General features: G+C 74.2%; 13 protein-coding genes. 3 read left to right on the forward strand and 10 right to left on the reverse strand.

What is annotated here, in order from left to right; all coding sequences use genetic code 11:
- Positions 1 to 4: 4 nt before the first annotated feature.
- The 4 genes from AB0N04_RS14080 to AB0N04_RS14095 all read right to left on the reverse strand — a co-directional run bounded on the left by AB0N04_RS14080 (position 5) and on the right by AB0N04_RS14095 (position 3,170).
- Positions 5 to 1,108: an NAD-dependent epimerase/dehydratase family protein gene (locus tag AB0N04_RS14080; protein WP_360212784.1), complete on the reverse strand. Its 1,104-nt coding sequence runs from the start codon at positions 1,106 to 1,108 to the stop codon at positions 5 to 7.
- Between the two features lie 150 nt (positions 1,109 to 1,258).
- On the reverse strand, positions 1,259 to 1,357 hold the full coding sequence (locus AB0N04_RS14085; RefSeq protein WP_003948845.1) for an AURKAIP1/COX24 domain-containing protein: 99 nt from the start codon (positions 1,355 to 1,357) through the stop codon (positions 1,259 to 1,261).
- A gap of 191 nt (positions 1,358 to 1,548) precedes the next feature.
- Positions 1,549 to 1,758 (reverse strand): helix-turn-helix domain-containing protein, encoded by a 210-nt coding sequence (locus tag AB0N04_RS14090; protein WP_063351305.1) that lies wholly within the window; start codon positions 1,756 to 1,758, stop codon positions 1,549 to 1,551.
- Positions 1,759 to 1,973: 215 nt separating this feature from the next.
- On the reverse strand, positions 1,974 to 3,170 hold the full coding sequence (locus AB0N04_RS14095; RefSeq protein WP_360212782.1) for an acetoin utilization protein AcuC: 1,197 nt from the start codon (positions 3,168 to 3,170) through the stop codon (positions 1,974 to 1,976).
- A gap of 239 nt (positions 3,171 to 3,409) precedes the next feature.
- Between AB0N04_RS14095 and AB0N04_RS14100 the strand changes: the two genes are divergently transcribed.
- Positions 3,410 to 3,880 (forward strand): hypothetical protein, encoded by a 471-nt coding sequence (locus AB0N04_RS14100; RefSeq protein ID WP_360212780.1) that lies wholly within the window; start codon positions 3,410 to 3,412, stop codon positions 3,878 to 3,880.
- 44 nt (positions 3,881 to 3,924) lie between these two features.
- On the opposite strand, the gene AB0N04_RS14105 is transcribed toward AB0N04_RS14100, so the two are convergent.
- Together AB0N04_RS14105 and proC are read right to left on the reverse strand one after the other, a co-directional pair.
- Positions 3,925 to 5,157, reverse strand: coding sequence for an MFS transporter (locus tag AB0N04_RS14105; protein WP_360212778.1), 1,233 nt, complete (start codon positions 5,155 to 5,157; stop codon positions 3,925 to 3,927).
- 248 nt (positions 5,158 to 5,405) lie between these two features.
- Positions 5,406 to 6,233 (reverse strand): pyrroline-5-carboxylate reductase, encoded by an 828-nt coding sequence (proC, locus tag AB0N04_RS14110; protein WP_360212776.1) that lies wholly within the window; start codon positions 6,231 to 6,233, stop codon positions 5,406 to 5,408.
- Positions 6,234 to 6,469: 236 nt separating this feature from the next.
- Between proC and AB0N04_RS14115 the strand changes: the two genes are divergently transcribed.
- Both AB0N04_RS14115 and AB0N04_RS14120 read left to right on the forward strand, forming a co-directional pair.
- Complete coding sequence (locus AB0N04_RS14115; protein WP_360212774.1) at positions 6,470 to 6,919, forward strand: hypothetical protein; 450 nt, start codon at positions 6,470 to 6,472, stop codon at positions 6,917 to 6,919.
- Positions 6,920 to 7,032: 113 nt separating this feature from the next.
- On the forward strand, positions 7,033 to 8,406 hold the full coding sequence (locus AB0N04_RS14120) for a hypothetical protein (RefSeq protein ID WP_360212772.1): 1,374 nt from the start codon (positions 7,033 to 7,035) through the stop codon (positions 8,404 to 8,406).
- A gap of 4 nt (positions 8,407 to 8,410) precedes the next feature.
- Here the strand turns inward: AB0N04_RS14120 and AB0N04_RS14125 are convergent, their stop codons facing one another.
- The 4 genes from AB0N04_RS14125 to AB0N04_RS14140 form a co-directional block, all read right to left on the reverse strand.
- Positions 8,411 to 8,941, reverse strand: a complete 531-nt coding sequence (locus AB0N04_RS14125) for a hypothetical protein (RefSeq protein ID WP_360212770.1) — start codon at positions 8,939 to 8,941, stop codon at positions 8,411 to 8,413.
- Positions 8,942 to 9,066: 125 nt separating this feature from the next.
- Positions 9,067 to 10,911, reverse strand: coding sequence for a dihydroxy-acid dehydratase (gene ilvD, locus AB0N04_RS14130; RefSeq protein ID WP_360212768.1), 1,845 nt, complete (start codon positions 10,909 to 10,911; stop codon positions 9,067 to 9,069).
- 226 nt (positions 10,912 to 11,137) lie between these two features.
- A complete protein-coding gene (locus AB0N04_RS14135) occupies positions 11,138 to 11,971 on the reverse strand; it encodes a class I SAM-dependent methyltransferase (protein ID WP_360212766.1) in 834 nt (277 codons plus the stop codon).
- A gap of 46 nt (positions 11,972 to 12,017) precedes the next feature.
- On the reverse strand, positions 12,018 to 12,821 hold the full coding sequence (locus tag AB0N04_RS14140) for a sugar phosphate isomerase/epimerase (protein ID WP_360212813.1): 804 nt from the start codon (positions 12,819 to 12,821) through the stop codon (positions 12,018 to 12,020).
- Positions 12,822 to 13,187 lie beyond the last annotated feature (366 nt).

Genomic DNA, 13,187 nt, shown 5'->3' on the forward strand with positions numbered 1-13,187 from the left:
GGGTTCAGCTCCTCGGTGGACGGGGGCGGTCGGTACGGGTCCGCTCGCCGGAGGCCCGCTCCGGGCCGAGCAGGCCCGCCAGCCGGTCGGTGACGGCGGCGAGCCGCTCGGGCGGCAGCAGGCCGGGCCGCTGCGCGGCGGCGAAGTCGGCGAAGGCCTCCGTGGTGGTGAAGGCCGGGCGGTAGCCGAAGGTCTCGCGCAGCCGGGTGGTGTCCACCACGCGGCCGTGGGTGAGCAGCCGCAGCTGCTCCGGCGAGACGTCGACCAGTCTGGTCTGCCGGGCCATCCCGGCCATCCAGCTGATCGCGGGCAGCAGCAGCGGGAGCGTCGGCCGGCCGAGCCGCCGGGCGCACTGGGAGAGCAGCAGGACACCCTCCCCCGCCACGTTGAACGTCCCGGTGTTGACGGTGCCCGGAACGGCCTCACCGGCGGCCCGGCAGAGCACCTCGACGGCGTCGTCCTCGTGGACGAACTGCAGCCGCGGGTCGTAGCCGAGCACCGTCGGCAGCACCGGCAGCGCGAAGTACTCGCTGAGCGGGGTGTCCGCGTGGGGGCCGACGATGTTGGCGAAGCGCAGCACGGTGACCGCGACGTCCGGGCGGCGCCGGGCGAAGCCGCGGACGTACCCCTCGACCTCCGAGGCGTCCTTGGCGAAGCCGCCGCCGGGCGGGTTCTTCGGCTGGATCCGCTCGGTGAACACCGCCGGGTCGCGGGGCGCGGAGCCGTAGACGCCGGTGGTGGACTTCACCACGAGGCGGCGCACCCCGGGGGCCTTCTGGCAGGCGCCGAGCAGCTGCATGGTGCCGATGACGTTGGACTCCTTCACCGCGGAGCGGTTGGTGGAGCCCAGACCGGTGGCGCTGACGCTGAGGTGCACCACGGTGTCCACGCCGTGCTCGGCGATCACCCGGGAGACCGCGGGCCGGCGCAGGTCGAGCTGGTGGAAGCGGTACTCGGCGGCGCGCCCGTCCGGCTCCTCGACCGGCAGCCCGGGCGGCTGCACGTCCACGCCGACCACCAGGTCCACCCCCGGTCGGCGGCGGAGCTCGGCGGCGAAGCGGGCACCGAGATGGCGCGCCACGCCGGTGACGAGTACGACCACGCCCACGGTGCTGCACCCCATTCCCAGAAGCCGAGCGGCCTGCGTGCACCGTACCGCGCCGCCGTGCCGGGCCGTGAAACGACACCGCCCGCCCGGGCCGCGAGGGCCTGGGCGGGCGGTGGAAGCGCCTGGCGCGCTGAGCGCGGCCGGGGGCGCTTACTTCTTGTTGCGACGCTGAACGCGAGTCCGCTTCAGAAGCTTGCGGTGCTTCTTCTTGGCCATACGCTTGCGACGCTTCTTGATGACAGAGCCCACGGAACAACCCTCGCTCACTGAGACTCTCGCCCGTGACGAGACGGAGTCCATACGACTGACGGAGGGCCTAGCCTACCGTCCACGGGGCCAGGGCCGTAATCGTGGTCCCCGTGGCCGGGAAACACGCGGAAAATCTGCGGCGAACGGGGGCCGGATCCGCGGTCGCGGACCCGGCCCCCGCCGCCCTCGGTCTACGCGCTCTCGAGCCGCACGTAGGACTCCTTGAGGTACTCGTGCACCGCCTGCTGGGGCACCCGGAAGGACCGTCCGACCCGGATGGCCGGCAGCTCTCCGCTGTGCACCAGGCGGTACACCGTCATCTTGGACACCCGCATGACCGAGGCAACCTCCGCCACGGTCAGGAAGACGACTTCCTGCAGGGGACGCTCGCCGGAACTCATGACCATCACCCGACCCTTACCCGTGTGCAAGGCACCGGCTTCCCCTCCGGTGACTCCACCGGCACACGTGTATCCCCAGAGTAGTTATGGGTGGTACCAGTGGGAAGAGGGGAGGTGCAGTCCTCGTACGGTGAGAGATAGGACTGTTGCAGTACGTAGTCACTCGGCGGATCGCCGGAGCGCCCGTACGCAGGGCGGGAGCCGGCGGACCGGTTTCAGGCCAGCAGGCCGTGGTGGGGGAACACCGCGCGGCGGCTGGCCAGGATGGCCTGATCGAGCCGGTCGGCCGGATCGTAACCCGCGTCGAAGTCGCGCCAGGCCGGCCGGGCGCCGTCGGTCATCCGCAGCGGGGCCGGGCGGCGGGTGCGGTGGTAGACCTCGGCGCGCCAGGCCTCCGGGGTCTCGGTGGCCGGGTCGACGGGCCGCCCGGCGGCGGTGGCGACGAGATGGGTCCAGCTGCGCGGCACGACGTCCACGACGGCGTAGCCGCCCCCTCCGGTGGCGATCCAGCGGCCGCCGGTGAGCCGGTGGGCCAGCCCGTGCAGCTCCTCGGCGATCAGCCGCTGCGCGTCCACGGTGACGGCCAGGTGGGCGAGCGGGTCCTCCAGATGGGTGTCCGCGCCGTGCTGGGTGACCAGCACCTGCGGCCGGAAGGCGGCGAGCAGCTCGGGCACCAGGGCGTGGAAGGCGCGCAGCCAGCCCGCGTCGCCGGTGCCGGCCGGCAGCGCGAGGTTGGCGGCGGTGCCGGGGGCGTCGGGGCCGCCGGTCTCGGTGGGCCAGCCGGTCTGCGGGAAGAGCGTGGCGGGGTGCTCGTGGAGCGAGACGGTGAGCACCCGGGGGTCGTCCCAGAAGGCCTGCTGGACGCCGTCGCCGTGGTGGACGTCCACGTCGACGTAGGCGACCCGTTCGGCGCCGAGTTCGAGCAGCCGGGCGACGGCCAGCGCCGGGTCGTTGTAGACGCAGAAGCCGGAGGCCTTGGCGGGCATCGCGTGGTGCAGCCCGCCGGCGAAGTTCACCGCGTGCGGGGTCTCCCCGCGCCAGACCGCCTCGGCGGCGGCCACGGACTGGCCCGCGATCAGCGCGGAGGCCGAATGGACCGCCGGGAAGGCCCAGTTGTCGTCGGTGCCGAGCCCGTGCCGGGGGTCCGACAGCTCGGGGTGGGCGGCGGCGTGCTTGACCGCCTCGACGTACTCCCGGGTGTGCACCAGGTGCAGGGTGGACTCGCCGGCCGGCGGTGCGGCCCGGACGGTCACCCCGGGTCCGGCGTCCAGGCCGAGGGCCTCGACGAGGCGCATGGTGAGCGCCAGCCGGGTCGGGTCCATCGGGTGGCCGGGGCCGAAGTCGTAGGCGGTGACGGCCTCGTCCCAGAAGAGGTGCAGGCCGCAGGGGGTGTCACGCTCGGCTTCGGGCATGGCCTCCACCGTAGTGGGTGGGGGTGGCCGGGCCGCCCGCGGGGCGCGCCGGGACGGCGGACGCGGCGCTGGTCACGCGGTGCGCGTACGGCAGGTGTGGTGCGCGCGTGCGGCAACGGTGGAGGTGATTTGTTGAGGCGGTACAGACAAGAGCTGTGCGAGTACCTATGCTCTCCGCCATGAAGCCATTCAGCGTGCAACGCCTTGGGGTAATTCTCGCTGCAATACTGGGACTTGGTGTGTTCTTTGCCGCCCAACCGGCCTCCGCCGCGGTCAACGGGACCAACTTCAGCGTCGACAAGTCGACCGCGAAGGCCGGTGACCAGCTGACCCTGACGCTGGCCCTCACCAACAACGAGACCAGCGACATCTACTTCGCCTACGAGTCCATCCAGCCGACCTGGCCGGCCAACCAGCTGAACGGTGCCTTCACCGTCACCGGCTGCGCCGGCGACACCGTCGACTGCACGACCAGCGGGAACAGCGCCAGCTTCCACTTCAACGCGCCGATCGTGCCGGGTGCCACCAAGACCGTCACGCTCACCGTCAAGATCACCGACACCCCGCCGTGGGACGCCACCACGCCGTACACGGTGAACTGGGCGCCTTACGTCTACTACGAGTTCGGCCAGGTGGGCGGCACCTCCACCGCCCAGGACCAGGGCTGGGCCTACGGCACCGCCAGCCTGGCGACCACGATCCTGGGCTGATCCCGCCCGCCCTTGCCCGCCCCGCCCCGCCCCCGCCCCCGCCCTCAGCCGGCGGGGGCGGGGGCCAACGCCGGTGCCGGCGAGAACCGCTCGGCCAGCGGCAGCACGGCGAGCACCAGCAGCATCGGGGCGAGCAGCGCCCAGCGGTACGAGCCGGCGTCCGCCAGCGCCCCGACCAGCGGCGAACCGATCAGGAACCCCACGTAGTTGAAGAGGTTCAGCCGCGCCACCGCGGCGTCCGAGTCGGCCGGGAACAGCCGGCCGCCGGCCGCGAACACCTGCGGGATGATCGCGCAGATGCCGAAGCCCAGCACGGTGAACCCGGCGATGCCCGCCCAGGGCGCCGGCGCCGCGGCGGCCAGCGCGAAGCCGAGCGCGGCCAGCCCGGCACCGGCCCGGACCACCGCGACCGCGCCCCAGCGCTGCACCGCGCGGTCGCCCAGGGCCCGGCCGAGCAGCATCGCCACCATGTAGCCGAGGTAGGAGAGCTTGGCGACGTCCTCGGCGCTGCCCAGGCCGTCGGTCAGGTACTTGACGCTGTAGTTGGAGACCGAGGCGTCCGCGATGTACGCGAACGCCATCGCCAGGCAGAGCGGCAGCAGCGGCCGCCAGGGGATGGAGCGGGCGGCGGCCTCGGCGGCCTCCCGGACGGCGTCGCCGAGTTCGACCGGCCCGGCGAACCTGGTACCGGTCAGCAGGGCCAGCGGGGCGATCACCGCGGCGGCGGTGCCGAACAGCACCGGCAGGCCCAGGTCGTAGTGCGAGCCCAGCCCGGCGACCGCCGCACCCACGATGCCGCCGAGGCTGAACGCGGCATGGAAGCCGATCATGATCGACCGGCCGTAGCGGTGCTGCAGCCCCACCCCCAGCATGTTCATGCTGGCGTCCAGCGCCCCGACCAGCAGCCCGAACGCGCCCAGCGCGAGGGCGAGTTGCCAGAGCGAGCCGCCGAGCCCGGCACCCGCGAGGCTGAGGCACACCAGCGGCTGGACCACCCGCAGCACGGCCCGGGCACCTGTGCGCTTCACCAGCTGTTCGGAGGTGATCGAGCCGACCCCGGCGAGGACCGGCACGGCGGCCAGGAAGACCGGCAGCAGGCCGTCGCTCAGCCCGTACCGGTGCTGGATCTCCGGGATGCAGGTGACCAGCAGGGCGAAGGTGACGCCCTGGAGCAGGAAGCTCACCGCGAGCGCGGCCCGCCCGGCGCGCAGGGCGGGCGGTGCCGCGGGCGGGGCCCCGGGGGGTGTCTCGGGTGTCGCGGGTGGCGCCTCACGCATGCGGGACCTCGCTACCGGCCGGTACGACGATGTTGGCGAGAGCGTAGGGGGTGGGCCGCGATTGCGGGAGGGGTCGCGCAGGGACTTTCCGTGCACGGGGCCGCACAGGGACCTTCCGTGCACGGGGCCGCACAGCGACTTTCCGCGCACCGGGCCGCGGCGGGCCCCGGCGCGGACTCGGCGCCCCCCGGGGCGCGCCTCGTGGACCTCGCCCCGGCGGTGATCCGCCGGACGCGTCCCGGGTCCGGCTACTTCCCGCCGGAGGCGAGCTCCCGGGAGCGGTCCCGGGCCGCCTCCAGGGCGCCCAGCAGCGCGGCCCGCACCCCGTGGTTCTCCAGCTCCCGGATGGCCGCGATGGTGGTGCCGGCCGGCGAGGTGACCGCCTCGCGCAGCTTCACCGGGTGCTCCCCGGAGTCCCGCAGCATCACCGAGGCGCCGATCGCGGACTGCACGATCAGGTCGTGCGCCACCTGCCGGGGCAGACCGAGCAGGATGCCCGCGTCGGTCATCGCCTCGACCAGGAAGTAGAAGTAGGCCGGCCCGGAGCCCGACAGCGCGGTGGCCGCGTCCTGCTGGGACTCCGGCAGCCGCAGCGCCTTGCCGACCGAGCTGAAGATCTCCTCGGCGCGCTCCAGGTGCTCCTCCGTCGCGTGCGAGCCGCCGGAGATGACGCTCATCCCCTCGTCCACCAGGACGGGCGTGTTGGGCATCACCCGGACCACCGGGGTGCCGGCCGCCAGCCGCTCCTCGAACCAGGCGGTGGGGACGCCCGCCGCGGCCGAGATCACCAGCCGGTCCGCGGCGACGTGCGGCGCCAGCTCCTCCAGCAGGCTGCCCATGTCCTGCGGCTTGACGGCCAGGATCAGGGTGTCGGCGAGCTTCGCCGCCTCGGCGTTGGAGACCACCACCACGCCGTGGCGGGCGGCCAGTTCGGCGGCGCGCTCGGGGCGGCGGGCGGTCACCAGGACGTCCGCCGGGTCCTTGCCGGCCCGCAGCAGACCGGAGAGCAGGGCCTCGCCGATCTTGCCGGTGCCCAGGAAGGCGATCTTCTGTCCGTGTGCTGCGCTGGCGCCCATGGCCGCTCCTTACCCTCGGTACTGCGGCCATCCTCGCACCGTGCGGGGGCGGCCGCGGGGACCGTCCAGCCCGTGGTCCGCCCACCCCGGTGGTCGGCACCCGGCCACCGGCGCACCGCCGCGCGCCACCGGCCGCCGGCCACCGGCCACCGGCCGCCGCCCCGAGCCGACCCCTCAGGGGAAAGTCCGGGGCATCCCCTATGGCCTCCGCGTCCGCGCGGGCGCACCGTGGAGCCATGGCACACGACGAAATGTCCCGACGTGAGAACCGGCAACTCGCCGTCGCCTCGGCGGCCGTGGGCCCGTGGCGGACCGCCGCGGGGGTCGGTGCGGTGGTGGGTGCGACCGCCCTGGGGATCGACGCGATCTCCGGGGACTGGTCACTGGGCATGCTGGCCGGGCCGGCCGGCTGGGCCCTGTTCTTCTTCTTCCTCGTCGGCACCGTCGGCGGGCAGCTGCGCCGCGACACCGGTGACCGCCGGCTGCGCCGCTGGGCGAACGAGCACCCGTGGCGGGCCGCCCTCCCGGCGGCCGGCGGGCTCCTCGTGCTGGACGTGCTGGCGCAGTGGTTCCTCGGCGACTCCAGCCTGTTCGGCGCCTTCTTCCTGGCCCTGCTGCCGGCCGGCGTCCTGCTGGCCGTCGCCGGGGTCGTGGGGTCGGTGAAGCAGGCCCGCGGCAAGGACTGACACCGACACAGACCGGGGCAAGGAGGGGTGAAACGCCACGCCCCGCACACGCGTTCACCACATGGTGTGCCCCCGATCGACGAATCGTCACCGCCCGTCGTCATACTGGCGCGATGCCGATAGCCGAAGATCCGGAACCGCGCCCCGCCGAGGGCCGCGAGCCGGGCGGGTCCGACCCGTCCGGAGCGGGCGGGAAGGACCCGTTCGCCGACCTCGTCCTGGACGAGGAGTTCATCAAGGGCGCCACCGTCCAAGAGCAGTCCGGGCGCACCCGGATGCTGGCCGCCCGGTGGAAGCACACCCCGCCGGTCGACCCGGGCGGCCGCCGCTCCGTCAACGACGGCCCGGCGAAGGCGGCCGGCCGCCGGTTCGGCCGCAAGCCGAAGGCCCCGGCCCTCGACGCCTGGGGCAATCCGCGCCCGCGCCGCCGGCCGGAGTGGCGCGCGCCGCTCTACGTCGTCCTCACCATCGCCGTGCTGCTCGCCGCGCTCAACATCGACGGGCTGCGCAGCTGGTACGACACCCGCTACGGGAACGGCTCCGGCAACGGGCCGGCCGCCGCCCGCACCCCGGCCGCCCCCGTCGCCCCGGAGACGGCGAAGCCCACCGCCGCGCCCTCCGCGGCCGCCGACCAGCAGCCGACCGTCGACCACCCCTGGAAGGGCTCCCCCGTGGAGGGCTGGCCGACCTCGATGGACGACTTCAAGCCCGTGGACGAGCCGGCCGCGACCGGCGTGTTCGGCGCCGACCAGGTCGCCGCCCAGGTCGCGCTGGTGAAGGGCTACCTCGCCGCGGCCAACATGGACCCCAAGGTCATCGGCGGCGCGCGGCCGGACGCCGCGCTGGCCATGCTGGAGCGGGACCAGCAGGACGACCTGAACGCCGCGCTGGCCAAGCCGTCCGAGGAGCACGACCCCACCAGGGACTTCGCCCGCTTCGACCCGCGCGAGGCGATCCTGGCGACCGACACCGTCAAGGTGCAGGGCCGGATCACCGTCGAGGGCGACGGCGACAAGGGCGTCCTGGTGCACACCGACTTCACCTACGTGTACGCCCTGCGCCCGGGCCCGGAGGCCGCCCAGCGGGCCGCCTCCCCCCGGCCCGCGCCGAGCGCTCCCCCGGCGACGAAGCAGCCGGCCGCGCCGTCCGGCGGCACGGCCAAGCCGGTGGGCCTGGTGCTGCCGGCCGCGGACGTCGCGGGCGACACCTGGACCACCCGCACCATCGTCCGCAAGCAGGAGGACTTCCGCTTCTACGACCCGGCCCGGTACCGGGTCAACCCGAAGAAGCTGAGCTTCGCCAAGTCCTCGTCGGACATCGGCAACAGCGCGTGCGACGTCTACGACGGCTTCCTGCACCCGCAGTTCGACCAGTTCGCGGAGCTCGCCCACCCCGGCTCCACGCCGACCGGGCCGGCCACCGACCCCTACGACCGGACGAAGGACATCCAGGAGAGCGCCGCCTGCGGCACCCTCAGCCGGAACTGACCGCTCAGCGCCGGCGCTTGCCCCGGCCCGGCGCCCCGGCGCCGGGCCGGCCGCTGCGGTCGGCCCGGCGCTTGCCGTACTGGGCGAGGGCCCGCTCGTGGGCGGCCCGGTTGACCGCCTCGCCGGGGGCCTCGGTGAGGCTGCGGACGAAGTAGGCGAGCAGCGAGCCGACCCCGCCGATCAGCCAGACCGCGCCGAGCGAGCGGTCCTCCGTCATCCAGCCGGTCAGCCGGTCCTTGCCCTCCGTGAGCACCTTCCAGGTGCGCAGCGCGGCCATCAGCGAACAGATCGCGATGGCCGCGGTCAGCAGCCCGTTGAGGAAGCCGCCGCTGTCGGAGAGGGCGACGCCCTCGACGCCGAGGCGCAGCGCGAAGGCACCGGCCGCCGCGGCGACCAGCGCACCGGCCGACACCGCGACGCGGCGCAGCCAGTAGCCGTTGTCCCGCTCGACCCAGCTGGTGCCGAACCAGCGGATCGGGTCCGGCTCGGGGGCGCCGACGGGCTGGGGGGCGGGGGCGGGGGGCTGCTCGTTCACGGGGTCGATTATCCCCCGGACGCCGCAAGCGGCGGAGGAGCCGTCCCGGACTGCGGGACGGCTCCTCCGCCGTTGTCGTCGGGCCGGGCCCAGCCGGCCTGCCGGGCGGCCGCCCGGCAGCGGGCTCAGCCCAGCTTGCTCACGTCGCGCACGGCGCCCTTGTCGGCGGAGGTGGCCATCGCCGCGTAGGCGCGCAGCGCCTGGCTGACCTGGCGGTCGCGGTTCTTCGGGCGGTAGCCGCCGCCGGCCTCCAGCGCGCGGCGGCGCTCGTCCAGCACCTCGGCGGGCACCTCCAGGGAGATCCTCCGGCCCGGGATGTCGATGGCGATGGTGTCGCCGTCCTCGACCAGGGCGATCGTCCCGCCGGAGGCGGCCTCCGGGGAGGCGTGGCCGATGGACAGGCCCGAGGTGCCGCCGGAGAAGCGGCCGTCGGTGACCAGCGCGCAGGCCTTGCCCAGGCCCCGGCCCTTGAGGAAGGAGGTCGGGTAGAGCATCTCCTGCATGCCCGGACCGCCCTTGGGGCCCTCGTAGCGGATGACGACGACGTCGCCCTCCTTGACCCGCTTGGCGAGGATCGCCTCGACCGCGTCCTCCTGCGACTCCACGACGACGGCCGGGCCGCTGAACGTCCAGATCGACTCGTCGACGCCGGCGGTCTTCACGATGCAGCCGTCCTCGGCGAGGTTGCCGTACAGGACGGCGAGGCCGCCCTCCACCGAGTAGGCGTGCTCGACGCTGCGGATGCAGCCCCCGGCGGCGTCGGTGTCCAGCGACTCCCAGCGCTCGGACTGCGAGAAGGCCTCGGCGGAGCGGACGCAGCCGGGCGCGGCGTGCCACAGCTCGACGGCCTCCGCGGACGGCGAACCGCCCCGCACGTCCCAGGTCTTGAGCCACTCGGCGAGCGAGCCGGAGTGCACCGTGTGGACGTCCTCGTTGAGCATCCCGCCGCGGTACAGCTCGCCGAGGATGGCCGGGATGCCGCCGGCCCGGTGGACGTCCTCCATGTAGTACGAGCCGTTCGGCGCGACCTTGGAGAGGCAGGGCACCCGGCGGGAGACCGCGTCGATGGCCCGCATGTCGAAGTCCAGCTCGGCCTCCTGGGCGGCGGCGAGCAGGTGCAGGATGGTGTTGGTCGAGCCGCCCATGGCGATGTCCAGGGCCATGGCGTTCTCGAAGGCCGCGCGGGTGGCGATCGCGCGCGGGAGCACCGAGGCGTCGTCCTGGCCGTAGTGGCGGTTGGTGATCTCGACGACGGTCCGGCCGGCGGCCTCGTAGAGGGCGCGGCGGGCGGTGTGGGTCGCGAGCACCGAGCCGTTGCCGGGCAGCGAGAGGCCGATGGCCTCGGTGAGGCAGTTCATCGAGTTGGCGGTGAACATGCCGGAACACGAGCCGCAGGTCGGGCAGGCGTTCTCCTCGATGATCGCGATGTCCTCGTCGGAGACGTTCTCGTTGACGGCCTGCGAGATCGCGTCGACCAGGTCGAGCTTGCGCACCGTGCCGTCCACCAGGGTGGCCTTGCCGGCCTCCATGGGCCCGCCGGAGACGAAGACGGTCGGGATGTTGAGGCGCAGCGCGGCCATCAGCATGCCCGGGGTGATCTTGTCGCAGTTGGAGATGCAGATCAGTGCGTCGGCGCAGTGCGCGTTGACCATGTACTCGACCGAGTCGGCGATCAGGTCGCGCGAGGGCAGCGAGTAGAGCATGCCGCCGTGGCCCATCGCGATGCCGTCGTCCACGGCGATGGTGTTGAACTCGCGCGGGATGCCGCCCGCCTGCTTGATCGCCTCGGAGACGATCCGGCCGACCGGCTGCAGGTGGGTGTGGCCGGGCACGAACTCGGTGAAGGAGTTGGCGACCGCGATGATCGGCTTGCCGAAGTCCTCGCGGGCTACGCCGGCGGCCCGGAGAAGCGCCCGGGCGCCTGCCATGTTGCGACCGTGGGTGACCGTACGGGACCTCAGCTCGGGCACTGTGCTCCACTCCTTCGGGGCTGTCGCCGGCGCCCCGCTGGTGGGAGGGTGCGGGGGCCGCTGTGGCTACGAGCCTACGCCCGCGGTCCAGGCGGCGGACGGCCCGTCCGCGATGCGGTCAGGCGGACGGGCCGTTCGGGGGTGTGCGGGGCGGGGCCGTTCGGGGGTGTGCGGGGGGTGGGGGGTTCGGGGGCGGGGCGCGGCCAGGGCGCCGGGGTGGGCCGGGTCAGGCCGGGGTGGGCCGGGTCAGGCCGGGGTGGGCCGGGGTGTCCGGGGTGATCGCCACCGCCAGCTCCAGGGCGTAGCGCTCGACCAGCCGGCCGTCCGGGAACTCCGCGGTCATCGCGACCCGCTCGGCCTCCAGCAGCGGCGCGCGCTCCGCGGGCCCGAGGGAGGCCATGAACGAGCGGGAGGTGAGGTCGGCCAGCACCTCGTCCACGGTGACCCTCCGCTCCCAGCGCAGCACCGCGCGCTCGACCCTCAGGCCGGCCGACGCGAAGTGGGCGACGTGACCGGCGACCCCGCCGTAGCCGTGGTAGCGGTCCCCCAGGGCCGCGGTCATCCGCTCGACCCGCGCCCGGACCCACGGCACGGTCTCGTCCGGGATGTTCCACCAGGCGGCCAGGGCGCCACCGGGCCGCAGCACCCGGACCGCCTCGGGGACGGCCAGTTCGGGGCGGGTCCAGTGGAAGGCCTGGGCGTAGGTGACCAGGTCGGCGGAGCCGTCGTGGAACGGCAGCTCGTCGCCGCCGGCCCGGACCAGCGGCAGCCCCGGCGACGAGGCCAGGAACTGGGCGGCCATGCCCGCGCTGGGCTCCACCGCGACGACGTCCGCCCCGCGGGCGGCGAGCAGGCGGGTGGCGATGCCTGTGCCGGCGCCGACGTCCAGGACCCGGGCGTTCTTCAGACTGCGGCCGGACAACCGCTCCACCGCGTCGAACAGCTCCTCCGGGTAGCCCGGCCGGCCGCGGCCGTACTCGACGGCGACCCCGCCGAAGCTCCGCGCCGCCTCCAACCGCCCCTGGGCCTGGCCCCGACCCTGGTCCTGATCCTCCGTCATGGCTCCCCCTCCGCACGGTGGTTCGCGCCCTCACGAGCGCGGTCTCTCAGCGTACGCGCGACGGGGTGGCCAGGTGCAAGCGGGTGAAAGCCAGGGCCTCGGCCAGATCGGCCTCGCGTTCGGCGGGCGACGCGGAACGCCGGGTGTTGACCTCCAGCACCACGTGACCGTCGAAGCCGGTGCGGGCCAGGTGCTCCAGCAGCTCGGCGCAGGGCTGCTTGCCGCGGCCGGGGATCAGGTGCTCGTCCTTGCCCGAGCCGCTGCCGTCGGCCAGGTGGACGTGCGCCAGCCGGTCGCCCATCCGCTCGACCATGGCGAAGGTGTCGATCCGCGAGGTCGCGACGTGCGAGAGGTCGATGGTGAAGTGCCGGTACTCCTCGTCGGTGACGTCCCAGCCGGGCGCGTAGGCCAGCACCTCGCGGTCGCGGTAGCGCCACGGGTACATGTTCTCGACCGCGAAGCGGACGTCGGTCTCGCCCGCCATCCGGTTGATGCCCGCCACGAAGTCCCGGGCGTACTGGCGCTGCCAGCGGAACGGCGGGTGGACCACGACCGCGCTCGCACCGAGCTTCTCCGCCGCCGCCCGGGCCCTGACCAGCTTGGTCCACGGGTCCGTGGTCCACACCCGCTGGGTGATCAGCAGACAGGGCGCGTGCACGGCCAGGATCGGCATCCGGTGGGCGTCGGAGAGACGGCGCAGCGCGTCGACGTCCTGACTGACCGGATCGTTCCAGACCATCACCTCGACCCCGTCGTAGCCGAGCTTGGCGGCCAGCTCGAACGCCACGGCGGTGCTCGCCGGGTACACCGAGGCGGTGGACAGGACCACCTTGGTGTCCGGGATGTGCAGGGTCGGGTGCGGGGGCAGCACCAGCCGGTCGGTGGTGCGCAGCAGCGGGGGGCGGGCGGCGTCGCGCCGGGCGGCCTTGACCGAGCGCACCGACTGGACGGCGGCCTTGGCGGCACCGGCGGCCCGGGCGGTGCGGGTCTCCCGGGGCGCGGCGGTGGTGGCGGCCTTCCGCGTGCCGGGCTTGCGTACGCCGGCCTTCTTCGGCTCGGCCTTGCTCGGCTCGGCCTTCGCGGGGGCTGGCTTCGGGGGGTCGGGCCTCTTCGGGTCGGCCGCTGTGGGGGCGGGCTTCGTGGGAACGGCCTTCGCGGGGTCGGGCTTCGCGGGGTCGGACGTCTTCGAGGCCGTCCTCCTGCGCGCGGGCCGCTT

The sequence above is a fragment of the Kitasatospora sp. NPDC051702 genome (genome assembly GCF_040681575.1).
Taxonomy (GTDB): Bacteria; Actinomycetota; Actinomycetes; order Streptomycetales; family Streptomycetaceae; genus Kitasatospora.

Excerpts from the sequence above, each read along its gene's own strand:
- AB0N04_RS14090 (WP_063351305.1), bottom strand. The coding sequence starts at position 1,758 with ATGAGTTCCGGCGAGCGTCCCCTGCAGGAAGTCGTCTTCCTGACCGTG.
- AB0N04_RS14095 (WP_360212782.1), bottom strand. The coding sequence starts at position 3,170 with ATGCCCGAAGCCGAGCGTGACACCCCCTGCGGCCTGCACCTCTTCTGG.
- AB0N04_RS14105 (WP_360212778.1), bottom strand. The coding sequence starts at position 5,157 with ATGCGTGAGGCGCCACCCGCGACACCCGAGACACCCCCCGGGGCCCCG.
- proC (WP_360212776.1), bottom strand. The coding sequence starts at position 6,233 with ATGGGCGCCAGCGCAGCACACGGACAGAAGATCGCCTTCCTGGGCACC.
- AB0N04_RS14115 (WP_360212774.1), top strand. The coding sequence starts at position 6,470 with ATGGCACACGACGAAATGTCCCGACGTGAGAACCGGCAACTCGCCGTC.
- AB0N04_RS14120 (WP_360212772.1), top strand. The coding sequence starts at position 7,033 with ATGCCGATAGCCGAAGATCCGGAACCGCGCCCCGCCGAGGGCCGCGAG.
- AB0N04_RS14135 (WP_360212766.1), bottom strand. The coding sequence starts at position 11,971 with ATGACGGAGGATCAGGACCAGGGTCGGGGCCAGGCCCAGGGGCGGTTG.